The sequence below is a fragment of the Anaerolentibacter hominis genome (assembly GCF_032380675.1).
Classification (GTDB): domain Bacteria; phylum Bacillota; class Clostridia; order Lachnospirales; family Lachnospiraceae; genus Anaerolentibacter; species Anaerolentibacter hominis.
In genome coordinates, this window is the sequence record NZ_JAWDIX010000001.1 from 1488941 (window position 1) to 1511394 (window position 22454).

At 47.6% G+C, this 22454-nt stretch carries 23 protein-coding genes; 1 reads left to right on the top strand and 22 read right to left on the bottom strand.

Translation table 11 applies throughout. The annotated features are described in order from the left end of the window. Positions 1 to 10: 10 nt before the first annotated feature. The 9 genes from ABCW47_RS06870 to ABCW47_RS06910 all read right to left on the bottom strand — a co-directional run bounded on the left by ABCW47_RS06870 (position 11) and on the right by ABCW47_RS06910 (position 11456). Complete coding sequence (locus tag ABCW47_RS06870; RefSeq protein WP_343209114.1) at positions 11 to 1504, bottom strand: HD domain-containing phosphohydrolase; 1494 nt, start codon at positions 1502 to 1504, stop codon at positions 11 to 13. Further along, the gene (locus ABCW47_RS06875) at positions 1495 to 3315 is read right to left on the bottom strand and encodes a CHASE2 domain-containing protein (protein ID WP_343209115.1); all 1821 of its coding nucleotides are present in this window, start codon (positions 3313 to 3315) and stop codon (positions 1495 to 1497) included. Before ABCW47_RS06875 ends, ABCW47_RS06870 begins: the two co-directional genes overlap by 10 nt. Before the next feature lie 156 nt (positions 3316 to 3471). Continuing rightward, a complete protein-coding gene (locus ABCW47_RS06880; RefSeq protein ID WP_343209116.1) occupies positions 3472 to 3954 on the bottom strand; it encodes a MarR family winged helix-turn-helix transcriptional regulator in 483 nt (160 codons plus the stop codon). Continuing rightward, positions 3947 to 5830 carry an ATP-dependent zinc metalloprotease FtsH gene (gene ftsH / locus ABCW47_RS06885; protein WP_343209117.1) on the bottom strand — a complete coding sequence of 628 codons (1884 nt, stop codon included), beginning with the start codon at positions 5828 to 5830 and terminating at the stop codon, positions 3947 to 3949. Before ftsH ends, ABCW47_RS06880 begins: the two co-directional genes overlap by 8 nt. A 211-nt stretch (positions 5831 to 6041) precedes the next feature. Next, positions 6042 to 7019 (bottom strand): Gfo/Idh/MocA family protein, encoded by a 978-nt coding sequence (locus ABCW47_RS06890; protein ID WP_343209118.1) that lies wholly within the window; start codon positions 7017 to 7019, stop codon positions 6042 to 6044. 10 nt (positions 7020 to 7029) lie between these two features. After that, entirely contained in the window at positions 7030 to 8046 is a 1017-nt protein-coding gene (locus tag ABCW47_RS06895) for an NAD(P)H-dependent glycerol-3-phosphate dehydrogenase (RefSeq protein WP_343209119.1), read from the bottom strand. A gap of 41 nt (positions 8047 to 8087) precedes the next feature. Then, on the bottom strand, positions 8088 to 8711 hold the full coding sequence (plsY, locus tag ABCW47_RS06900) for a glycerol-3-phosphate 1-O-acyltransferase PlsY (RefSeq protein ID WP_343209120.1): 624 nt from the start codon (positions 8709 to 8711) through the stop codon (positions 8088 to 8090). Between the two features lies 1 nt (position 8712). Continuing rightward, positions 8713 to 10035, bottom strand: coding sequence for a ribosome biogenesis GTPase Der (gene der, locus ABCW47_RS06905; protein WP_343209121.1), 1323 nt, complete (start codon positions 10033 to 10035; stop codon positions 8713 to 8715). Positions 10036 to 10118: 83 nt separating this feature from the next. Continuing rightward, on the bottom strand, positions 10119 to 11456 hold the full coding sequence (locus tag ABCW47_RS06910) for a DUF512 domain-containing protein (RefSeq protein WP_343209122.1): 1338 nt from the start codon (positions 11454 to 11456) through the stop codon (positions 10119 to 10121). Between the two features lie 258 nt (positions 11457 to 11714). Between ABCW47_RS06910 and ABCW47_RS06915 the strand changes: the two genes are divergently transcribed. After that, positions 11715 to 12890: a ribose-phosphate pyrophosphokinase gene (locus ABCW47_RS06915; RefSeq protein WP_343209123.1), complete on the top strand. Its 1176-nt coding sequence runs from the start codon at positions 11715 to 11717 to the stop codon at positions 12888 to 12890. A gap of 92 nt (positions 12891 to 12982) precedes the next feature. Here ABCW47_RS06915 and pgeF read toward each other — a convergent pair whose 3' ends face one another. The 13 genes from pgeF to ABCW47_RS06980 form a co-directional block, all read right to left on the bottom strand. After that, positions 12983 to 13867: a peptidoglycan editing factor PgeF gene (gene pgeF / locus ABCW47_RS06920; protein ID WP_343209124.1), complete on the bottom strand. Its 885-nt coding sequence runs from the start codon at positions 13865 to 13867 to the stop codon at positions 12983 to 12985. A gap of 36 nt (positions 13868 to 13903) precedes the next feature. After that, the gene (locus ABCW47_RS06925) at positions 13904 to 14260 is read right to left on the bottom strand and encodes a YraN family protein (protein WP_343209609.1); all 357 of its coding nucleotides are present in this window, start codon (positions 14258 to 14260) and stop codon (positions 13904 to 13906) included. Positions 14261 to 14265: 5 nt separating this feature from the next. Continuing rightward, positions 14266 to 15021 carry a ribonuclease HII gene (locus tag ABCW47_RS06930; RefSeq protein ID WP_343209125.1) on the bottom strand — a complete coding sequence of 252 codons (756 nt, stop codon included), beginning with the start codon at positions 15019 to 15021 and terminating at the stop codon, positions 14266 to 14268. Between the two features lie 90 nt (positions 15022 to 15111). Continuing rightward, on the bottom strand, positions 15112 to 15951 hold the full coding sequence (gene ylqF, locus ABCW47_RS06935; protein WP_343209126.1) for a ribosome biogenesis GTPase YlqF: 840 nt from the start codon (positions 15949 to 15951) through the stop codon (positions 15112 to 15114). 62 nt (positions 15952 to 16013) lie between these two features. Beyond that, positions 16014 to 16601: a signal peptidase I gene (lepB, locus tag ABCW47_RS06940; protein WP_343209127.1), complete on the bottom strand. Its 588-nt coding sequence runs from the start codon at positions 16599 to 16601 to the stop codon at positions 16014 to 16016. A gap of 78 nt (positions 16602 to 16679) precedes the next feature. Further along, the gene (rplS, locus tag ABCW47_RS06945) at positions 16680 to 17027 is read right to left on the bottom strand and encodes a 50S ribosomal protein L19 (RefSeq protein WP_343209128.1); all 348 of its coding nucleotides are present in this window, start codon (positions 17025 to 17027) and stop codon (positions 16680 to 16682) included. 102 nt (positions 17028 to 17129) lie between these two features. Further along, positions 17130 to 17858 carry a tRNA (guanosine(37)-N1)-methyltransferase TrmD gene (gene trmD / locus ABCW47_RS06950; RefSeq protein ID WP_343209129.1) on the bottom strand — a complete coding sequence of 243 codons (729 nt, stop codon included), beginning with the start codon at positions 17856 to 17858 and terminating at the stop codon, positions 17130 to 17132. 32 nt (positions 17859 to 17890) lie between these two features. Beyond that, positions 17891 to 18397, bottom strand: coding sequence for a ribosome maturation factor RimM (gene rimM / locus ABCW47_RS06955; protein ID WP_343209130.1), 507 nt, complete (start codon positions 18395 to 18397; stop codon positions 17891 to 17893). A gap of 73 nt (positions 18398 to 18470) precedes the next feature. Further along, on the bottom strand, positions 18471 to 18701 hold the full coding sequence (locus ABCW47_RS06960; protein WP_343209131.1) for a KH domain-containing protein: 231 nt from the start codon (positions 18699 to 18701) through the stop codon (positions 18471 to 18473). A gap of 38 nt (positions 18702 to 18739) precedes the next feature. After that, positions 18740 to 18982 carry a 30S ribosomal protein S16 gene (rpsP, locus tag ABCW47_RS06965; RefSeq protein ID WP_343209132.1) on the bottom strand — a complete coding sequence of 81 codons (243 nt, stop codon included), beginning with the start codon at positions 18980 to 18982 and terminating at the stop codon, positions 18740 to 18742. Between the two features lie 75 nt (positions 18983 to 19057). Continuing rightward, positions 19058 to 20407, bottom strand: a complete 1350-nt coding sequence (gene ffh, locus ABCW47_RS06970; RefSeq protein WP_343209133.1) for a signal recognition particle protein — start codon at positions 20405 to 20407, stop codon at positions 19058 to 19060. Beyond that, the gene (gene ylxM, locus ABCW47_RS06975; RefSeq protein ID WP_343209610.1) at positions 20407 to 20751 is read right to left on the bottom strand and encodes a YlxM family DNA-binding protein; all 345 of its coding nucleotides are present in this window, start codon (positions 20749 to 20751) and stop codon (positions 20407 to 20409) included. Before ylxM ends, ffh begins: the two co-directional genes overlap by 1 nt. Before the next feature lie 238 nt (positions 20752 to 20989). Continuing rightward, complete coding sequence (locus tag ABCW47_RS06980; RefSeq protein WP_343209134.1) at positions 20990 to 22402, bottom strand: oxaloacetate decarboxylase subunit alpha; 1413 nt, start codon at positions 22400 to 22402, stop codon at positions 20990 to 20992. Between the last annotated feature and the right edge of the window lie 52 nt (positions 22403 to 22454).

Consider the following 22454-nt stretch of genomic DNA (forward strand, 5'->3'; position numbering starts at 1 on the left):
ACAGTTTCTCTTATACGGGCTGCGGTATGTCACCCACAACCTCCTGCCCGCGTGCCCGGCAGTAGTTTTCCCACATCGTTACCAGTTCTCCGTCCAGTTTACCCTCCCGGACCATTTCATTCAGAATCACAAGCGCCTTTTCTTCCGGAATCGCTTTCTTATAGGGACGGTCGGCGCTGGTAAGCGAGTCGTAGATATCCAGGATACAGATCATCCTGGAACCGTGGCAGAGTTCTTCACTGCTTAGATGCCCCGGATATCCGGAACCATTTAAATACTCATGATGCTGCCCTGCCAGCACGGGAACCAGGCTGTATTTATCACCGAAGTGGATCTGTTCCAGCATTTTAGAAGTCATAACAACATGATTTTCCATGATCCTGCGTTCCGTCTGAGTCAGCGTACCCTTCCGGATGCACAGGTTATCCAGCTCCTTCTCTGTAAGATAATCATGTCTTCTGCCTTCCTGGTCAATATAGAAATGTCCGGCCATTTCCCGTGAAAGGGCAATGCTCTCATCGTCCAGAAAGGGAGCTGTATCCATCCACACAATCTTCTTTTCCATTCTGTCCAGATAAGAATCCTCAGCCTGCCATTTTTCCCGGCTGGTCCTTCCTTCCAGATAGTCAATTTTCCCCCAGGCCCGGATCAGCTCCAGCCTGTTTAAGACAGTTCCCAGCTCCGGGTCCATCCGGGTTGATTTATTAATTACTTCCAGCGGAATAATCAATTTCCCGATATCATGCAGCATGGCGGCCATAACAATCTGTTCTCGTTCCTCTTCCGTAAAGAACAAATCACTTTTTTCCTGCCGGTTCTGTTCATTGATATAATCCACCAGTTCTCCTGCATACTGTGCCACATGCTTCGTATGATTGGCATTGTAAGGAGTCCTCTCGTCGATCGCGGTCGTAAAGGCCGATACCATAGAGTTTAGCAGATCTTTCATATCATCCATATGACGCATGTTAGCCATCGTTACCGCCGCCTCTGATGCCAGAGAATAGATTATGTATTCATACTTTCGCTCAAAGGCAACGATATTCCCGTCCGGGTCCATGGCATTGATCAGCTGAATCACACCCAGGCTTTCTCCCTCGTGATCTTCCAGAGGTATGACCAGCATAGAACGGGTGCGGTACCTGGTAATACTGTCGTAGTATTTCGGCCCCTGAAAATCAAATTCATCACTGCAATAAACGTCAGGAATATTTACTACCTTTCTGTGGAGAGAAGAATAGGCGCACACGTTCTCCACGTGTAACGGAACCTTGGGAAGGACGACCTGCTCCGCACTTTCCTTCTGTCTCTTCTCCATCGTCTTATTGCGCATTACCATAAAACGCAGTCCGTCTTCTTCCCGTACATAGATTGTGCCTGCATCGCAATTGGTGATTTCCATGGATTCCGTTAATATTTGTTCCAGAAGCCGATGGTAATCTTTTTCACTTGTCAGAGCAATCCCAAGGTCCAGAATCTTTTTCAGATCCGGTGTTAACTCCATGCCTTAACCTCCTGTCCATTCACTGCTGTCACTTCATAGATATCAAATGCATTCGCTTTCCCCTTCAGGGTAATACTTCCCAGAGAGTTGGTCCGTATCCGGTCCCCCAGAGCCTCCTTAACCGCCCGGCTGATCAGGATCTGACCGGCCTTCGCGTTGGATTCCAGTCTTGCTGCCGTATTGACGGTGTCCCCGATCGCTGTGTAGTCCATCCTCATCTTAGTTCCTATATTTCCCACTATGGCGCTGCCGCAGTGGACTCCCACACCAAAACTGACAGAACGGCCGCAGCTGTTTTCCAGTTCTTCTTTCAGCCTTTCGGCGCCCTCCACCATATCCCAGGCAGTTTTGACAGCCTTATATATATAATCTTCCAGAGGAAGCGGCGCATTGTAAATCGCCATTGTCGCGTCACCGATAAATTTATCCAAAGTGCCCTCATTTTTGATAATGCAGTCATTCGTCAGGTGTAGATACCGGTTTAATATATCTACTACCTCCGTCGGCTCCAGCTGCTCGGACATGGAAGTAAAGCCGCGTATGTCTACAAAAAGACAGGCAATCTCCGTCATCCTGCCTCCCAGGCCCAGCTGACCGGCATCCATTTTAAATATCTCGTCCACAACCTGAGGTGCAACATAGCGTTTGAATGTATGTACAATCTTTCTCTTCTCCAGCACCTCTTTGCCGTATTTGATCCCGATTTCCGCCAGGAAGAGGACGGTGACAAACAGGGGAACATATAGTACTGGCATAATATAGCCAATATGATACAGCCAGAGGACCAGGCCGGTATAACCCAGACAGAGATATACCCACCACACAAGGGCATAGCTGATCTTCAGACGGTGAAAAAGACAGGCGGCAATGAAAGTCACACAAAACAACAAGAGAAGGAAAATCCAGGACGGCACCTGTTTCTTAAATAGTCCGTCTATCATACTGTCGATCATATTCGCATGTATTTCCACCCCATACATTTTTCTGGAATGATCAATGGAGGTGAAATATCCGTCGTTCATTCCCTCTGTATAGGGGCCTATCAGCACGATACAGTCCGACAGATCCTCACCTGTTAACTCACCGGTAAACAAATCGACGAGGGAATACACTTCATAGCCGCCGGGCGCGGAAGAGAAAGGAATATACCACTGAAAACGTTCATTCATCGGAAGTATATCGTGAAGATCGGCAGGCAGGCCCGCTTTTTTCGCATATAGCTGGTAGAGCTTGTAAGAAAAGCTGTCCAGACGGCTGCCGTCCGCTAACTCAAACTGCAGAATGCCGTGGCGTATGGTCCCGTCCGTATCTGCCATGGTATTCCAGAATCCCTGCAGCGTATTCATTTTTAATTCTTCATAGGGTTCTTCCACCTGAAGCACAGAGTAGTCATTCAGATAGACCCCTTCAGCGTCATCTGAAATTTCGCTGCCCACCACCACATTTTGTGCAACTACTACATTTTCGTATTCCCTGCATGCCTCTGCAAGGTAGAGATCCGTTTCTTCCTCCCCCTCCCCTGCGAACAGCACATCTATACCCACAGCCATCGGCTGCTCATCTTCGGCATATAACAGGTGCAGGGCGTCGGCATAGATATCCCGTGTCCAGGTCTGTATAGGCCCAAAGTAATGAATACTCTTCTCATCAATGCCTAATATAACGATTCGTCTGTCCACACTTCGGCCCCTCTGAAAGAAAAGATCATTCACTCTCAGTCCCGGCGTACTAAGAATGCCGGCGGAGACAAGGATAACAGCAAACACGGAAAACAGAACCGCCGCTAACAGAACTCCGAGCTTTTTATTCAAATCTCCCTCCCCCTTTGAATTGTTGAAAATGAGCCAAATAATAAATTAATTATAACATGTACAAAAAGCCGAATCCACAGGTTTTTCAGAATAAAAAAGAGTGAAATGGAACTATTTTTGATAATTCCATTTCACTCTTTCTGAATTTTTCTTTCTCTATTTCGGACATTCTGCCAGATCAGCGAGAAAATCCATAAAATCGCTTAGCTTAAGAAGCATGTTCTCGATCTCTTGTTCCGAATATCGTTTTACAACCTGTCCTTTGATATGAACCATATCCTGAATCAGCAGGGACGATATCTGCGTTCCTTTTTCCGTCAGGCAGAGTCTTACAATCCGTTCATCTTCCCGGTCTCTGACCCGCTCCAGATAACCCTCCCGCTCCAGACGTTTGCATATCGTGGAAGTGTTTCCGCTGGTCATGGAGAGCTCTTCGGCCAGTGTCCCCACAGTCTTTATCCCCTGCTGATACAGTAACGCAAGTATTTCTGCCTGTATTATCGTCAGTCCATAGCGTCCGGCGATACATTTAAAAATCCGGTTCAGGCGCTCCTCAAAGGTATGCATGGCATTCCAGAGGCTGTGATCATGCAGACAGCACATATCCGAATTTCCTGATTTGATCTGCCTGCTAATCATCTTCTCTCATCCTCTCCCCATATGGTATTCCCATAGAAGGGTCATTAGGCTGGCTGAGGATATGCATAAACTGATCCCCTGTAATCGTCTCTTTTTCCAGCAGGAACTTAGCCAGTTCATGGAGCTTCGGCATATTTTCTTTCAAAATGCGGATGGCCCTTTCGTGGGAATCCTTGATCAGCGATATGACCTTATCGTCCACCCTTGCAGCCGTCTCGGATGAGCACATCAGAGACGTATCGCCTCCCAGATACTGGTTATTCACAGTCTCCAGCGCTACCATATCAAATTCATCGCTCATGCCGTAGCGTGTGATCATCGCTCTTGCCAGACGGGTGGCCTGTTCGATATCATTTGCCGCGCCTGTTGTCACCGAATGGAAAATCACTTCCTCCGCTGCCCGTCCGCCCAGAAACGTGGTGATCTTATTCTCAATTTCCTCCCGGCTCATCAGGTTGCGTTCCTCTTCATCCACCTGCATGGTATAGCCCAGGGCTCCGGACGTTCTGGGGATAATCGTAATCTTGTGAACCGGTGCGGTATGATTCTGCATCGCCGCCACCAGCGCATGACCGACCTCGTGGTAGGATACAATCAGCCGTTCCTTTTCAGAAAGTACTTTATTCTTCCGCTGATAACCTGCGATGATAACCTCCACGCTTTCTTCAATATCACTTTGCTCCACCGTATTTCTGCCCATTCGAACCGCGCGCAGAGCTGCTTCATTCATAATGTTGGCAAGCTCTGCACCGGAAGCGCCGGAGGTTGCCCTTGCCACCGCGTTAAAATCCACATCAGAACGGATTCTTAAGTTCCTGGAATGTACTTTTAAGATCTCTTCCCGGCCGGCCAGATCCGGCAGTTCAACCGGTATCCTCCGGTCAAACCGCCCAGGCCGCAAAAGGGCCGGGTCCAGGGAATCCGGACGGTTGGTCGCCGCCAGAATCACAACTCCTTTTCTGGAATCGAATCCATCCATCTCCGTCAGCAGCTGGTTAAGGGTCTGTTCCCTCTCATCATTGCCGCCGGTAAAGCCGCCGTTATCCCTTTTTTTACCGATGGTATCGATCTCGTCGATAAATACAATACAGGGTGCTTTCTCATCTGCCTGTTTAAACAGATCCCTTACCTTTGCGGCGCCCATGCCGACAAACATTTCTACAAACTCCGAGCCGGAAATAGAGAAGAATGGTACGCCGGCCTCTCCGGCTACTGCCTTGGCAAGGAGTGTCTTGCCGGTTCCCGGAGGGCCTACGAGCAGCGCACCCTTTGGCATGTTCGCTCCGATATCCGCATACTTGCCCGGATGATTCAGGAAATCCACGATTTCCAGCAGCGCCTCCTTCGCTTCCTCTTCCCCGGCAACATCGGCGAAGTTCACGCCTGATTTGGATTCCACATAAATTTTCGCATTGCTCTTGCCAAAGGTCATGGCATTGCCCATGCCGCCTGCTCCGCCCATCTTTTTCGTCATCTGACGGATCAGAAGCTGTCCGAGAGCTACAATTACAATAGTAGGAAGAATCCACGTAAGCAGAAAGCTTAACAGAGGAGACATTTCCTTTACCAGCTCTCTGGAGAACTTCACATCTGCTGCAAGCAGACGGTTGGTCAGATCCGGATCATCCATTTTACCGGTTTTAAACAGCGATATATTTTCACCGTCCCGCTCTGCAAAAACTATCTCGTTTTCATTGACCTGAATTTCAGATACCTTGCCGGCTTCCACATCCTTGATAAAGGTACCGTAGTCTACCTCTACAACCTGTTTTCCCATCATATAGGGAACCAGCAGGGAGTTGACCAGCATCAGAATCACCATGCCGATCAGATAGTAAAATATGATTGGTTTTTTCGGAGGTTTCACTTCTTTCATTCGTATCTCGTACTTCCTTTCTGTATCGAACCTTTTCCATTAAAATCTATTGTACATACATAATATAGATAATTGTTTTTATTATGTAAATACACTTTAGGAAAAGATAAATATAATTCATAAACAGATTAGAAAGTTTAGAAAGTTTTCATACAAACATAAGTAAAAACATGAAAAAAGCCGGCGCTGCCGCCGGCTTATCAACCCTTGTTTATTTATTCTCGAACGGAAATGTAATTCCCCACTGGTGTCTCACATTGGTCATCAGATCCATGACATCTGTAGTAAAGGTAAGGGTAGACTCTTTTCTCTCTCCTGCAATCACCTGATTAACATACTCAACCTCATACTGAAGGGCTTTTTCCGTCTCCCCGGCTGTCAGTGTTTCCACTCTTCCATCCTCTGTCCAGGTTATCGTCGCCTTGTCGGCCCTGGGATAATTCCCCACCGTAATAAAACCATTTTCACAGGCAATGACACCCTGTTTCGGCTGTTTTGCACGCATCGTCAGCGACACAACCGCCATCTCTTCATCCGGATTCTTTAAGATAATGCCGGAACACTCATCCACTCCGGTTTCAAACCGCTTCACCGTGGTTAACACCTCATCAGGCTGGCTCTTTAAGAAAGGCCTTACAAATGAAAGAGCGTAGACGCCGATATCCAGAAGAGCGCCTCCTGCCAGATCCTGATTAAAGAACCGGTTTGTGACATCATATTCCTTGCAGCTTCCGAAATTAACCTGAACCATCTTCACCGGTCCCAATTTTCCTGTTTGCATGACTTCCTGTATTTTATCATAGATCGGCATATGATAGATCGTCTGGGCCTCAGCCACAAAAAGATTCTTCTCGGCGGCCAGTTTCTTCATATCTTCCAGCTGCTCGGAACAGACCGTAATCGCCTTTTCCACGAAAATATTCTTTCCTCTTTTCAGACACTCCATCGCATATTCATAATGATTGCTGTGAGGGGTGGCAATATAGATGACATCAATATCCGGATCATCCATCATAGCCTCATAGGTCGTATAAGCTTTTTTTGCATGATATTTTTCTTTCCAGGCCTCCGCTTTGCCGGGCTTTTCGCTGGCTACGGCATACACTCCGGTCCCCTGGTCACACAGTGCCTGGCTGAAATCGCCGCCGATCCAGCCCAATCCTAAAATTCCCCAGTTAATCTGTCTCATATTGGCCTCCTTACCTGTCCCATTTCAGGGAAGAATACTCTTTCCTTTTATCTCTCTGAACCAACTCTGCCACTGCTTCCAGCGGAGACTTGTTTTCAAACAGCACCTGATTAATTTTTTCCACGATCGGCATCTCGACCTGATATTTCTCGGCCAAAAGCAAGGCGGCCCTGGCGGAATAGACGCCCTCCACCACCTGTTTTACTTCCTTCATTGCTTCTTCCATGGTACAGCCTTTTCCGATCAGGTAACCGGCCTTCCGGTTCCGGCTGTGAAGGCTGGTACAGGTTACAATCAGATCCCCCACGCCGGAGAGTCCGGAGAAGGTCTCCATCTGTCCTCCCATGGCCATACCAAGTCTGGCCATCTCCGCAATTCCGCGGGTCATCAGCGCTGCCTTTGTATTATCGCCGAATCCAAGCCCGTCCGTGATGCCGGCCGCCAGAGCAATGACATTTTTAAGAGAGCCGCCCAGTTCAATACCCTCAATATCGGGGCTTGTATACACCCGGAAGAACTCCTCATTCATAAAGATATCCTGAATATACATTGCCGTTTTTCTGCTCCTGGCTCCCACTACACAGGTTGTAGGGATTCCCCGGCTTACTTCCTCCGCGTGGCTGGGTCCGGAAAGAACGGCCACATCAGCGCCCGGAAGTTCCGATTCCAGTACCTGTGACAGGGTTGACAGCGTGCTCTCCTCAATACCCTTAGCCACATTTACCACAATCTGACCCTCTTTGATATAAGGGGCGGTCAGTTTAGCGGTGGATCTGACATAAGGGGAAGCCACTGCAAATACAACCAGCTCCGGGGCTTCCAAAGCCTCTTTAAGGCTTCCTGTCACCTCCACCTTATCCGGCAGAGGAATGCCGGGCAGCCGTTCCACCTGTTCCCGCTTTTCCTTCAGCATCTTCACTTCATCTTCCAGTACAGACCACAACAGCACGTCATGTCCGTTTTTTCCCAGAAGCATTGCCAGAGCAGTTCCCCAGCTGCCTGCGCCAAGTACCGTCACTCTACTCATTCTTATACCTTTACCTTTCACTTAAGACAAAGATCCGTCTATTATTTTTTCTTTTCACCCAGTTTATTTTCTGTTCCGGCCGCCAGACGTTTCAGGTTGCTCCGGTGCCGGATAAACGCCAGCACAAGCAGGGCAATCCCCAGTCCCAGCATATAGGGAAATTCAGGCGCCTGCCGGTAAAACAGGATAATTCCGATAGGCAGAACAGTTGTAAATACCAGAGAACCAACCGATACATACCGTGTAATGATCACCGGGATCAAAAAGGCGACGGCTGCAATCACAAATACTCTCCAGTCAAAGATCAGCAGAAGGCCTGCCGTGGCGGCAATTCCCTTGCCTCCCTTAAAATGAAGCCAGAACGGGAAATTATGACCCAGAATAACGCCAAGCCCGGTAACAAGTGTAAGAAGCGGTGTGTAAATCCCGCTGTTTCTGCCTATGTAACGGACCAGCAGCACTGCAAGCACTGCTTTGCCCATATCTCCGACCAGGGTAATAACGCCCCCCTTTATCCCCAGGGTACGGAGTGCATTGGTGGTTCCAATGTTGCCGCTTCCCTGGGTGCGGATATCAATGTGTTCATGCTTTCCCAGAAAATATCCGGTAGAAATACAGCCAAATCCATAGCCTATGATAACAGCCAGACAATAAAATAGAATCATTTTACTTTTCCTTCCGTTCCCTCACGAAAAATTTAAGTGATGTACCGGAAAATCCGAAGGCATCCCTGATCCGGTTTTCCAGATAGCGCAAATACGAAAAATGCATCAGCTCCTTGTCGTTGACAAAAAGCACAAAGGTAGGCGGTTTAACCGACACCTGTGTGGAATAGAATATCTTAAGCCTCTTCCCTTTGTCCGAAGGAGGCTGCTGCAGTGCTGCCGCTTCTGCGATAATCTCATTGAGTACACCGGTGGCAATACGCAGCGTCTGATTTTCAATTACAACTTCTATTACTTCAAAGAGCTTATTCATTCGCTGTCCGGTCAGAGCGGAGATGAACACCAGCTGTGCATAAGGCATGAAAGAAAGCGTATTCCGGATCTTTTCCGTATACCGGTAAATCGTTTTATCATCCTTATCCACCGCATCCCACTTATTGACCGCAATAATCATTCCCTTGCCCCGGTCATGGGCCATCCCGGCAATCTTGGCATCCTGCTCCGTGACCCCTTCCTCGGCGTCAATCACAAGCACCACAATATCGGCACGCTCCACCGCCGTCACGGTTCTAACGTTACTGAAACGTTCAATCTCTTCTTTCACCTTGGATTTTCTTCTCAGGCCTGCCGTATCTATAAAAACAAACTCTTTGCCCTGATGCACCACAACGGTGTCGATGGCATCCCTTGTCGTTCCGGCAATGTCAGAGACAATTACCCTGTTTTCGCCCAGCAGACGGTTTATAATAGAGGACTTGCCTACATTCGGCTTTCCGACAATAGCAATACGGGGACGTTCATCCTCCTCTTCTTCCATATCTTCCGGCTTAAAATAACTGGTTACGGTATCCAGCAGCTCCCCAAGGCCCAATTTGGAACTGCCTGAAACAGGAACCGGATCTCCAAGGCCCAGATTATAAAACTCATACACATCCGGCATGAATTTCTCAAAATTGTCCACCTTATTCACAACCAGTACAATTGGCTTATGAGACCGGCGAAGCAGATCGGCGACCTTGAAATCAGCGTCCACCAGCCCTTCTCTTACATCCACAACAAAAAGGATAATATCCGCATGGTCTATGGCGACCTGTGCCTGCTCTCTCATATAAGAAAGCATCTTATCACTGGTCTCAGGCTCAATTCCTCCGGTGTCAATGATGGAAAACTGGTGGTTCAGCCATGTAACATCTGCGTAGATACGGTCTCTGGTCACTCCGGGGGAATCCTTCACAATGGAGATCATCTCACCGGCCAGACTGTTGAATAACGTGGACTTTCCCACATTCGGCCTGCCTACAACAGCAACAATAGGTTTACTCATATATTTATACCTGTTCTTTCTATTTCATTCTTCTTCATTCTACACCCCTGCATAACGCAGACTTGTCTGCGATACTGCACCAATTAAATGTTTGAAACTGCTTTTGTTTCAAACTTATCTCCTATGATACCGGAGACAAAGCTTATCCCGTCTGATTGTACTATACGGACCGGGGTTTGTAAAGCATTCTCAAGCTCTTCCCGGGTCATATCATCCAAAAAAACATCCTCCCCGGAGCGGAACATGACACTCGGTAAAAGCAGCTTATCGCCCAGCTCTTTGTCCCTTAACTGCTTATCCAGATCCTGCCCGGTCAGCAGACCGGCCACGGTAATCATTGTGCCGAAGAACTGATTTTCGACCGGATAAACATGCACGGTGACATTTGGATATTTCCTGTTCACCAGCCCCACCAGTTCTCTCATGACCGGACCTGCAAGCAGGCCGGTAGCCATGGAAACACATCTGTGCCGGTCATCTCCAGGAAGGCTCTCAAGGTACCGGGACACTTCTTCCGTCAGGGAACGGATGACTCCAACGCCGTTTTCCAGCTGAGGGTATCCCTCATAGAAGTTCTCAGACGGTACAGGAAGCTCCGCCGTCAGATACCACTCGTCGCTGGCAAAGACAAATCTGGTTCCGTGTTCCGACAGATACCTCTCCTGGAGCAGTTCAATCTGGTGGATCACCTCTCTGGCCTCGTCCTTTGTAAAAGGGTCCAGAGGCGCCAGGTTCTCCCTGTATTTCGTCAGACCGACCGGCACAACAGAAAGACTTTTCATATAGGGCAGAAATGCCGCCAGATCCTCCACCGTACGGGTCAGCTCCCCACGGTCATTGTACCCTTTGCAGAGCACAATCTGGCTGTTCATCTCAATGTGCCCTTCATATAGCCTGCGGATTTTATCCAGAATATCCCCGGCAAAACGGTTGTTAAGCATTTTGCAGCGAAGCGCTGTATTCGTGGTGTGCACGGATATATTAACAGGGGATAGCTTATACAGAAGTACCCGGTCCAGGTCGTCTTCCGACATATTGGTCATCGTAATGTAATTCCCCTGTAAAAAAGAAAGACGCGCGTCATCGTCTTTAAAATAAAGGGTCTCCCGCATATTAGGGGGCATCTGGTCAATAAAACAGAAAATACATTTATTCCGGCAGGAACGATATTCGTCCATCAGCCCCTGTTCAAATTCAATGCCCAGATCGTCCTCATAATCTTTCTCAATCTCCAGCTCCCACTGTTCCCCGTCCGGCTTCTCAATCAGCACGGTGAGGTAATCGTCATTTACACAGTAATGGTAGTCGAATACATCCTTTATTTCCATATTATTGATCGATAACAGAGTATCGCCCGGTTCGATCTCCATTTCCTCCGCGATACTGCCCGGAACGATCTCTTTTATTAAATGTCCCTTCATCTAATGCTCACCTGTCCGTTCTTCCCCGCCTGACTGCCGTATATTTGTTTCCCCGGCCTTCGGGCTCCCGATTGTTTTCTTATCCAATTATAAATCATATCAATAATTCCCATATTTGTCCACCAGGAAGCGAAAGTGTCCCTTGACGGTCCCTGTCCTGAAATGGTATAAATTAAGAAGATATGTACAACCTGCCGTAACCTGACAGAGCAGGCGGATTCACGGCGGTAAAATAGGTTTCAGAAAGGATATCATACCATGACGGCTAAGAAAATTCAGGAGTGTCTCCCGGTAGCACCGATGCGCTTTATCGCGACCCGGGGTTCAGAAGAGCTGGGCAGTAAAATAAATGAACATCTGGTTGAAATGCGCCAGGAACGGATTGATCATAAAGAGATCATTAACACACACATCGAAGGATATATCCGGGATGATTATCGTGTAAAATACGAATGTCCCCGTTTTGGGTCCGGCGAAGGAAAGGCAACGATCAAAGAGTCCATCCGGGGCACGGACCTTTACATACTTACGGATGTATTCAATCACAGCAATGAATACCGGATCAGCAATAATGTAAATAACACCTCTCCTGACGATATGTATCAGGATCTGAAACGTATTATCGCTGCTACCTGCGGAACGGTGCACCGCATTAATGTAATTATGCCTATGCTCTATGAGGGCCGTCAGCACAGAAGGACCATGCTGGAATCCCTGGACTGCGCCATTATGCTCCAGGAGCTGGAACAGATGGGAATGGAGAACATTATCACCTTCGACGCCCATGATCCCCGGGTTCAGAATGCGATTCCGATCCGCGGCTTTGACAATTTCTTTACATCCTATCAGTTTATGGCTTCTATCCTTGAAAAGTATCCTGATATTGTAACGGACAGCGATCACCTGATGATGATCAGCCCGGATGAAGGCGGCATGAGCCGCTCCGTTTATTATGCCAATATTCTGGGCATTGATATGGGAATGTTCTACAAACGCCGGGACTATTCTGTGGTTGTGGATGGCCGCAATCCCATCGTCGCCCATGAATTTCTGGGCAACAGCGTGGAGGGTAAGGACGTTATTATCGTAGACGACATGATCTCTTCCGGTGAAAGCATGCTGGATGTGGCCTACGAGTTAAAAAAGCGCCGGGCAAAACGTATCTTCGTTGCAACTACCTTCGGACTCTTTAACAAGGGGTTAGAATCCTTTGACCGCTATTATGAGGAGGGTGTGTTCGACCATATTTTCACAACTAATTTAACCTACACTCCGCCTGAAGTACTGGAACGTCCTTATTATACGCAGGTTGATTTAAGCAAATACATTGCATTGATCATTGATACATTAAATCATGATACTTCGGTGAACGATATTATGAATCCGACACAGAGAATCCATGAGATGCTTCAGAAACGGGACTTAAAAAAATAATATATCACAACAAAACGCCGCTTTAAAAGCGGCGTTTTCTGCAATAAGACGGCTCGCGAAGCAAGCCGGCGTTTGCTGTAATAAGACGGCGTTTATGATTCCGGCCTAATGATTTCCAGAAAGGCCATCAGGCTTCCTCTCTGTCCGTGACTGGCACGGTGCGAATATAAAAGCTCAGGATTATGACAGGTACATATCTCTGATATTTTGATCTGCCCTGCCGGCACACCGGCTTCCTCCAGCGTATGTTTACAGGCCAGCCACAGATCCAGCTGATACTTTCCGTCTCCCTTTGCAAATAGCAGTCCTTCCCCGGATTTTCCTGGAAACGCTCTGCGAAACTGTTCGGCCACTTCCTCCCCCACTTCATAGCAGGATGCACAGATGGACGGGCCAATTAAAACGGTGACCTCCTCCGGACGTGTACCGAACTCCCGCGCCATTACTTCCAGCGTCTTCTCTCCGATTTTACCAACGGTCCCTTTCCAGCCCGAATGGCTCAGGCCGATCGCCCTGTGAACCGGATCTACAAAATAAAGAGGAACACAGTCGGCATATGTGGTTGCCAGAACCAGGCCTGGTTCATTTGTCACCAATCCGTCAATCCCTGCCAGCTTTTTCTCCTGCAATACTCCGCTGTGCCGGTCCTGTGCGGTCACTACATGCAGTTTCGTATCATGAACCTGATCAGAAAAGATCAGGTCTTTTGTATCAAAACCGATCGCCTCTCCAATGCGCTTATAATTCTCATTGACGCAGGCATCTTCATCTCCGCGTCCATAGCCCAGATTCATCGACGCAAAAATCCCTTCACTTACTCCCCCAAGGCGGGTTGAGAAGCCGTGGCGCAGAAAGGGAAACGCCTTAAGCGCCGGGAAATATAGATATGGTACTCTGCCGTCCTGCAGACAGGCTTCTTCCTCCATCTCAGGATTATATGTAACAGGATAATATGGATTCTCTTTTATTCTCTTCATAATCTGCCTCATCTAATATAACCAGACTGCCCCGTTTCAAAAGGCATCCCGAATCAGAGAGATATGCTCTCCCAGAATTGCTACTACATCAAAACGGCAGGGCGTATCTTCCGGATATCCATGCTGATGCATATACCACATGGCAGCCAGCCGGATTCTTCCCTGCTTTCGGACAGACACCGCCTCTTCCGGCAGGCCGAAGCGTCCGCTGCTCCTGTATTTTACTTCCAGAAACATAAGAACACCCTGTTCCCTGCAGATGAGATCAATTTCTCCCATCCTGCAGCGATAATTAGCCGTAATAATATGAAATCCCCGTTGTTTTAAATAACCGGCAGCCTTCTGTTCCTTTTCGGCGCCGGTTGTTCTGCTGTTCTCTCCCGTCCTTTGTATCTCCTCTATATAAAGTTGCCGATAAAACTTCTTCTATGTATCGGACACGGTCCCAGACGGCGGATTGCTTCGATATGGGCGGCTGAGCCATAGCCTTTATTCTCTGCAAATCCGTAGCCCGGATAAATCACATCGTATTCTTTCATCATCCGGTCCCTGGTCACCTTCGCCAGAATACTGGCTGCGGCTATGGACGCGCTCTTGGCATCCCCTTTTATAATAGATACCTGTTTAACCCTCAGGTCTGGAATATGTACAGCGTCTACCAGCAAAAGATCCGGTTCCGGTACCAGCCTGGAGACGGAAATGCGCATCGCCTCATAGGTGGCCTGCAGGATATTGATTTCATCGATCCTCTCATGGGATACCACTCCGATGCCAAAGCCGGCGCACTTTTCCACCAGAGTATCGTACAGCGCTTCCCGCTTTGACTCAGACAGCTTCTTGGAATCGTTCAGATATAAAATAACCTCATCCTTCGGCAGAATTGCCGCACAGGTTACCACCGGGCCGGCTAAAGGGCCTCTTCCCACCTCGTCGATCCCGGCAATCCACTCATAGTCACTGTATTTTCGTTCAAACACCAGCATAGCTTCCATTCTGGCCTGTTCTGCCTGGAGAGCCTTCTTCTGCTTTTCATACCTGGAGACCAAACTCTGTACCCCGGTCCGGGTGTCCTCTTTCAGAACCTCCAGCGTTGCCGCCAGCTCTTCCGTCCCAAGACCGGACAGTTCTTCTTTTATCTGTTGTATACTTCTCATGCTTATTCCCCTGCATATCGCAGTGCATATCGCAGGCCTGCCTGCGCTACTGCGTTAATCAGTTATTCCCGTTCAATGAATAATATGGCGTCATGGCAGTTCCAGCGTAATGCGGCCGGTCGCCCCCTTGCGGAAATCATCCATGATCAGCAGGGCTGCCCGGTCCAGATCCGGTGTATTGCCCCTTGCCACACATTTCCGGTACTCTGCGATCCGCTCCATAACAGTAAGAGGATTATCACTGGGCTCTACCGGATATCTCTCATATAGCTTATCCGGATACTGCGCCTGCATAAACTTAATAAATTCATAGGCAAGATCCGTCTGATTGACAATCTCATCCCGAATTGAACCGATAAAGGCCAGCTTTAACCCCACATTTTGATCTTCAAATTTCGGCCACAAAATACCGGGGGTATCCAAGAGTTCTACGTTCTTGCCAAAGCGAATCCACTGTTTTCCCTTTGTCACACCCGGCTTATTGCCGGTCTTTGCACAGGCTTTTCCTGCAAAGCTATTGATAAACGTGGATTTGCCCACATTGGGAATTCCCACTATCATAGCACGGATCGGACGGTTTTTTAGTCCTTTTCGCTGATATTTTTCAATTACCGGCTGACAGGCCTGTGTAATCACGCCTGGAAGCGCTCTTATGCCGCTTCCGGACCTGGAATTTACCTGAGCGGTATAAAAGCCCTGCTTTGCGTACCACTCCTGCCAGAGACGGTTAGCCGCCTCATCGGCAAGATCTGTCTTGTTGAGCAGAATTAATCTGGCCTTATTTTTAGCCAGCTCATCGATATCCGGATTCTTGCTGCTAAGCGGTATCCGGGCATCCACCAGCTCAATGACCAGATCGATCAGCTTTATATCTTCCTGCATCATACGTTTTGCTTTCGTCATATGACCAGGATACCATTGAAACTGCATCTGTTTTTCCTTTCCTTTTACGATTCGGGCGGCAAAAAGCACTATGGCAAAGTACAATACCCCTAATCCTTTAATAAATTCAGTTTACTGACAAAATCAAACTCCGGTTTCACCCGAATCCATGCCTTGCCTACAATCTCGCTTTTTAAAACCAGCCCGACGTTGGCAAAACGGCTGTCCTCACTGTTGTTCCTGTTATCTCCCAGCACAAAATACTCATTGTCTTCCAATATGACAGGCACACCGGCCAGTCCCGGCGTATTCAGCTCTTCTGCCGGAATCTCTTCCACATAAGGATCTCCATTCACATAGACGAGCCCATCCTGGATGACAACCGTATCGCCCGGTACGCCGATCACCCGCTTGATATTATAGTAGTTGTGTTCAGCTTGTCCCTGGCGGAAAACAATAACATCCCCCTGTTTGGGTTTTGATATGAAATAGGAAACTTTATTGACAATTATCTCATCGCCCTGCATCAGCGTATTTTCCATAGAATGGCCGGATACTGAAATTTTCACCAGACAGAAGCGGACTGCCAGAAAAGCCAGCAGCACGGCGGCAGCCGCACAGATCAGATAGATGATCACTTCTTTTAGTATCCTTCCGCCTCTGGTCGGCTCATCGTACAAATTTATTCTGGGATCCATAGAAGCCTCCAAACAATTCCCTAAAAAGCTAAGAAAGGGACATTACATTCTTCTGTAGTGTCCCCTTTTTAGTACTCATTATTTTACTAACTCTTTAACCTTAGCGGCTTTACCCACTCTGTCGCGTAAGTAGTTCAATTTCGCTCTTCTTACTTTACCATGTCTGATGACTTCAATCTTTGTAACGATTGGAGAATGTACAGGCCAGGTTTTCTCAACACCGATACCGTTAGAAGTTTTTCTAACTGTAAAGGTCTCTCTTGCGCCGCCGTTCTGTCTTTTCAGAACAACGCCCTCGAATACCTGGATTCTTTCTCTGGCACCCTCGATTACCTTGGAGGATACTCTTACGGTATCACCAACAGAAAAAGGTGTAACTTCAGCTTTCAACTGAGCATCTTCGATATTTTTAATAATCGCATTCATTGTGTGTGGACCTCCCTTTTTTATTCGATGTTCGTTAATACAGTCCGTAACAGAGGAACATCTCGCTCTCACAACATTAATAACTTTATCATATTTAAAAATCTAATGCAAGTATTTTTTTACCAGCATTTTCTCCGCGTCGCTTAAGACCGCCCCCTCCAGCAGATCCGGCCTCATACAGGCAGTTCGGATCAGAGACTGCTCCCTGCGCCAGAGGTTAATATTTTTGTGATGGCCCGACAGCAGTACTTCCGGAACCTTCCTGCCGTGGAATTCTTCGGGCCGGGTATACTGGGGATACTCCAGCAGATTACCGGAAAAGGATTCTTCCGCGGCCGAACTGTCATTGGTGAGAACGCCCGGAACCATTCTGGAAATGGCATCGATCATCACCATGGCCGGGAGCTCGCCGCCTGTCAGAACATAATCCCCGATCGACACCGGGTCTGTTACAATTTCTTCCAGAATACGTTCATCCACACCCTCATAGTGACCGCACAGGAAGACAAGCTCCTCTTCCTTCGCAAACTCCTGTGCCATCTGCTGATTGAATACCTTGCCCTGAGGCGTCAGGTAAATCACGCGGGGCTTGACCTGCCGGTCCTGAAACAGAGCTTCGAAGGTATTCCAGATCGGTTCCGCCTGCATCACCATCCCGGCTCCGCCGCCATATGGGTAATCGTCTACCCGTTTGTGCTTATCCTCTGTATAGTCCCTTATATTAACCGGTACAATCTCGATCAGGCCCTTCTCGGCAGCTCTGCCCAGAATACTGGTGTGAAGGCCCTCACGTATCATATCCGGAAATAAAGTCATCACATAAAATTTCATGATTAATCTCCATTATCCGATTCCCCGGCGGACTATAAAAGCCCCGGGAGCAAATGTACAGAAATTACCTTTTCTTCTGTATCCACATCCAGAACACAGTCTTCAATCGCCGGAATCAGAATCTCTTTTTTCTCTTCCGTCTCCACCACATACACATCATTGGCATTGGTAGACAGAATTTCTTTCAGTACTCCCAGCTTTGTCCCGTCATCTGTTATGACAGCAGATCCCAGTATATCATAAATAAAGACTTCGTTCTCTTCCAGAGGCACTGCCTGATCTCTGGTGATAAGCAGGTCTTTTCCTTTATACTTTTCAATGTCATTAATGGAATCAATCCCCTTGAATTTCAGTATAACCATATTCTTGAAAAATTTAACATTCTGAATTTCCAGAGGCAGATATTCTTTTCCGGTATCCATGATTACCCGGTCAAGCTCCAGGAAACGCTCCGGATCATCGGTTGTGGGAAATACCTTCACTTCGCCCCGGATTCCATGTGTGGAGCTGATGACTCCCACTCTCAAATAGTCTTCCATCTGCACAGTTCACCTTTCTTTAACTCAGCAAAAGCGCCACATTTAGCGGCGCTTTTGCTGGATTTCACTGTAGTTATTGTGCAATCTCTACGATTACCTTCTTTTCATCTTTCGATGCGGCTGCCTTCACAACGCTGCGAAGCGCTTTCGCGATCCGGCCCTGTTTGCCGATCACCTTACCCATGTCATCTGCAGCAACCTTTAACTCCACCAGAATTGCATTGTCGTTTTCCGTTTCCGTAACCACAACTTCATCCGGATGGTCTACTAATGCCATCGCAATAACCTTAACTAAATCTTTCACGGTTTCTACCTCCTGGACAGGCTAAGCTGACACTAAGTTTACATGATACCAGCTTGTTTCATCAATCTGCTAACCGTATCAGTAGGCTGTGCACCGTTTGATAACCATTTCTTTGCTGCCTCTTCATCAAAGCGGAACGTACTCGGTTCCTGTGTAGGATCATAAGTACCGATTTCCTCGATAAACTTACCGTCTCTCGGGCTTCTTGCATCTGCAACAACGATTCTATAGAAAGGAGCCTTCTTCTGTCCCATTCTCTTTAATCTAATCTTTACTGCCATCTCTTTCACCTCCGTATTATTTTTTCTATGTGAACGGTTCAGCCGCAAAGCTGTAACCCTCACTTACTAAATTGCTTACAGGCCAAAGGGGAGCTTGAATTTCCCGCGTTTCCCCGATTTGCCGTTCATCATGCCGGACATCTGCTTCATCAGCTTCTTTCCGCTCTCATACTGCTTCATCAGCCTGTTTACATCTGTGAGCTCCACACCGGCCCCCGCTGCGATCCGCTTCTTCCGGGAGGGATTGATTAACTCGGGATTCTCCCGTTCCTCCCTGGTCATGGAATAAATCATAGCTTCATTCCTGGCCAGCGCATCCTCCGGTATCTCCACATTCTTCATCTGAGCGCCCATGCCGGGCATCAGATTCAGGAGTTCGCCGATTCCGCCCATATTTTTCATCTGCTGCATCTGCTCCAGATAATCATTGAAATTAAATTCAGCCTTGCGAAGCTTGCGCTCCATCTCTTTGGCCTTCTCGTCATCCATCTCGATCTGGGTCGCTTTATCAATTAAAGTCAGGATATCTCCCATACCTAAAATACGGGATGCCATACGGTCCGGATAAAACTGCTCCAGATCCGACAGCTTTTCACCCATACCGGTATAGAGAATCGGCTTGCCGGTTACCGCACGTATGGAAAGAGCCGCGCCGCCTCTGGTATCACCATCCAGCTTGGTGAGGATAACACCATCAATACCAATTTTATCATTGAACATGGATGCAACATTCACCGCATCCTGTCCGGTCATGGCGTCTACAACCAGAACCGTCTGATCTATCTCAATATTTTCTTTAATTGATATCAGTTCATTCATCATGTCCTCATCGACATGAAGCCGTCCTGCCGTATCCAGGATTACAAGATTGTATCCGTTCTTTGCGGCATGTTCCAGCGCGCCCTTGGCGATATGCACAGGACTGTGTCCCTCACCCATGGAAAAAACGCTGACACCCTGCTTCTCACCGTTGATCTGCAGCTGTTTGATTGCCGCAGGACGGTATACGTCACAGGCTACCAGGAGAGGATTCTTACCCTTCTGCTTAAACTTCCCCGCCAGCTTTGCCGTGGTGGTAGTCTTACCTGCACCCTGAAGGCCGCACATCATGATAACGGTAACAGCATTTCCAGGATTTAGAGCAATCTCAGTGGTCTCATCCCCCATCAGACGGACCATCTCTTCATTAACAATTTTAATTACCTGCTGACCAGGTGTCAGGCTGTTCATCACATCCTGCCCAATGGCCCGCTCCTGAATACTCTTAATAAAATCCTTTACTACCTTAAAATTGACATCGGCCTCCAGCAATGCGATCTTTACTTCCCGAAGAGCAGCCTTTACATCACTTTCCGATAATCGGCCTTTGCCCTTTAAATTTTTAAAAACCCGCTGAAACTTCTCTGATAAGCTGTCAAATGCCACTATAATTCCTCCAATATATCGTCAGCCGCACTTATAATTTCCTCAAGCAGCGCAGCATCTCTTTCGATTCTGATTTGTTCTGCCAGAGAACGGATACGCTCGGCCTTCTCCCTGGTACTGCGGAACTTTTCAACCAGATGAAGACTGGACTCGTAGTTCTTCAGCTGTCTGGAGCAGCGCTTCAGCAGATCGAAAACTCCCTGTCTGCTGATTCCCTGTTCTTCCGCAATTTCACTCAGTGATAAATCATTTAAAATATAATCTTCAAATATGTTCTTCTGATGTTCTTTTAATAACTCTCCATAAAAATCATACAGGTAGGATAATTCTACACGTTCCGTAATTTTGTTTTCCAATTCTTTCTCTATGTCAGACACCACCTGTAAAGTTTTTTTCTTTACAGGTGTTAAGTATACCATAAAATATTCTGTTGTCAAGGAAAAATATTGACAGGATGACAAAAAATTTTACCCCGCAGGAATCAAAAGAGAAACAGCAAACAATAAATGTACCGATTGCCTTCCCCCGGAGGTAAAAACAGCAGCCCGGAAAAACTCCGGACTGCTGTATATTCTGAACTTTTTATACCGGATAAGCCTTGCTGGCTTTATCTGCCATTGTCTCATCCACTTTCGTCTGCTGAGCCTGACGATATTTGAAGAAGTCCATTGCTACCTGCGGGAACAATGCATAGGATAATACATCTTCATCCTGCTGCTTGTAAGATGCAACCTCTTTCTCCAGTTTCTCCAGCTCCGGTTTAAGCAGATCGGCAGGACGGCAGGTAATCACCTTCTCGTTACCGATGCATTTCTTTCTGACTTCATCGTTCATCGGCTTCGCTGTCTGGCCATACTCGCCGCGCAGAAGAGCTTTCGTCTCTTTGGTAGCCACTTTATAGCGCTCACCCATCAGAACGTTGAATACAGCCTGTGTACCAACGATCTGGCTGGACGGAGTAACCAGAGGCGGCTCGCCTACATCTTTACGCACACGCGGGATCTCAGCCAGCACGTCGTAATATTTGTCTTCCGCATTCTGTTCTTTCAGCTGGGATACCATGTTGCTGAGCATACCGCCCGGCACCTGATAAAGCAGCGTCTTGATATCCACACCCAGAATCTTGGGATTTAACAGGCCGCTCTTTAACGCTTCCTGCTGAATCGGTCTGAAGTAGTCTGCGATCTCAGCCAGCAGATTCTGATCAAGGCCGGAATCATAAGGTGTGCCGCGGAACGTCTCAACCATAACTTCTGTTGCCGGCTGGCTGGTACCCATAGCAAATGGGCTCATGGCTGTATCAATGACATCACAGCCTGCTTCCACAGCCTTCATATAGGTCATAGATGCCACACCGCTGGTATAGTGGGTATGCAGCTGGATCGGCAGCTTCGTAGCGGATTTCAATGCAGTTACCAGACGAGTTGCCTCATAAGGAACCAAAAGGCCTGCCATATCCTTAATACAAATGGAATCAGCACCCATATTCTCGATTCTCTTGGCAATATCCATCCAGTAGTCCATCGTATAGGCATCACCCAGAGTATAACAAAGTGCGATCTGTGCATGACCGCCTTCTTTCTTGGTTGCCTTAACAGATGTCTCCAGATTTCTAAGGTCATTCAATGCATCGAAAATACGGATAATATCAATACCATTTGCAACAGATTTCTGTACAAAGTATTCCACTACATCGTCTGCATAATGACGATAACCCAGGATATTCTGCCCGCGAAGGAGCATCTGAAGCTTTGTATTTTTAAAACCTGCTCTTAATTTTCTAAGTCTCTCCCACGGATCTTCTTTCAGGAAACGCAGGGAGGCATCAAACGTAGCACCACCCCAGCACTCTACCGAATGATAACCGACTTTATCCATCTTCTCGATGATCGGGAGCATCTGCTCTGTGGTCATTCTGGTAGCAATCTGAGACTGATGTGCATCACGCAATACTGTCTCGGTAATACCTACCGGTTTTTTAACTTGCTCTGCCATTTTATTTCCTCCTATAAGTTTAACATTCCGGCCGGCCTGCATACCGGCCGCT

What these genes read in the sequence shown, in the direction of transcription:
- ABCW47_RS06870 (WP_343209114.1), bottom strand. Translation starts at nt 1,504, where the DNA reads ATGGAGTTAACACCGGATCTGAAAAAGATTCTGGACCTTGGGATTGCT.
- ABCW47_RS06880 (WP_343209116.1), bottom strand. Translation starts at nt 3,954, where the DNA reads ATGATTAGCAGGCAGATCAAATCAGGAAATTCGGATATGTGCTGTCTG.
- ftsH (WP_343209117.1), bottom strand. Translation starts at nt 5,830, where the DNA reads ATGAAAGAAGTGAAACCTCCGAAAAAACCAATCATATTTTACTATCTG.
- ABCW47_RS06890 (WP_343209118.1), bottom strand. Translation starts at nt 7,019, where the DNA reads ATGAGACAGATTAACTGGGGAATTTTAGGATTGGGCTGGATCGGCGGC.
- ABCW47_RS06895 (WP_343209119.1), bottom strand. Translation starts at nt 8,046, where the DNA reads ATGAGTAGAGTGACGGTACTTGGCGCAGGCAGCTGGGGAACTGCTCTG.
- plsY (WP_343209120.1), bottom strand. Translation starts at nt 8,711, where the DNA reads ATGATTCTATTTTATTGTCTGGCTGTTATCATAGGCTATGGATTTGGC.
- der (WP_343209121.1), bottom strand. Translation starts at nt 10,035, where the DNA reads ATGAGTAAACCTATTGTTGCTGTTGTAGGCAGGCCGAATGTGGGAAAG.
- ABCW47_RS06910 (WP_343209122.1), bottom strand. Translation starts at nt 11,456, where the DNA reads ATGAAGGGACATTTAATAAAAGAGATCGTTCCGGGCAGTATCGCGGAG.
- ABCW47_RS06915 (WP_343209123.1), top strand. Translation starts at nt 11,715, where the DNA reads ATGACGGCTAAGAAAATTCAGGAGTGTCTCCCGGTAGCACCGATGCGC.
- pgeF (WP_343209124.1), bottom strand. Translation starts at nt 13,867, where the DNA reads ATGAAGAGAATAAAAGAGAATCCATATTATCCTGTTACATATAATCCT.
- ABCW47_RS06930 (WP_343209125.1), bottom strand. Translation starts at nt 15,021, where the DNA reads ATGAGAAGTATACAACAGATAAAAGAAGAACTGTCCGGTCTTGGGACG.
- ylqF (WP_343209126.1), bottom strand. Translation starts at nt 15,951, where the DNA reads ATGCAGTTTCAATGGTATCCTGGTCATATGACGAAAGCAAAACGTATG.
- lepB (WP_343209127.1), bottom strand. Translation starts at nt 16,601, where the DNA reads ATGGATCCCAGAATAAATTTGTACGATGAGCCGACCAGAGGCGGAAGG.
- rplS (WP_343209128.1), bottom strand. Translation starts at nt 17,027, where the DNA reads ATGAATGCGATTATTAAAAATATCGAAGATGCTCAGTTGAAAGCTGAA.
- trmD (WP_343209129.1), bottom strand. Translation starts at nt 17,858, where the DNA reads ATGAAATTTTATGTGATGACTTTATTTCCGGATATGATACGTGAGGGC.
- rimM (WP_343209130.1), bottom strand. Translation starts at nt 18,397, where the DNA reads ATGGAAGACTATTTGAGAGTGGGAGTCATCAGCTCCACACATGGAATC.
- rpsP (WP_343209132.1), bottom strand. Translation starts at nt 18,982, where the DNA reads ATGGCAGTAAAGATTAGATTAAAGAGAATGGGACAGAAGAAGGCTCCT.
- ABCW47_RS06980 (WP_343209134.1), bottom strand. Translation starts at nt 22,402, where the DNA reads ATGGCAGAGCAAGTTAAAAAACCGGTAGGTATTACCGAGACAGTATTG.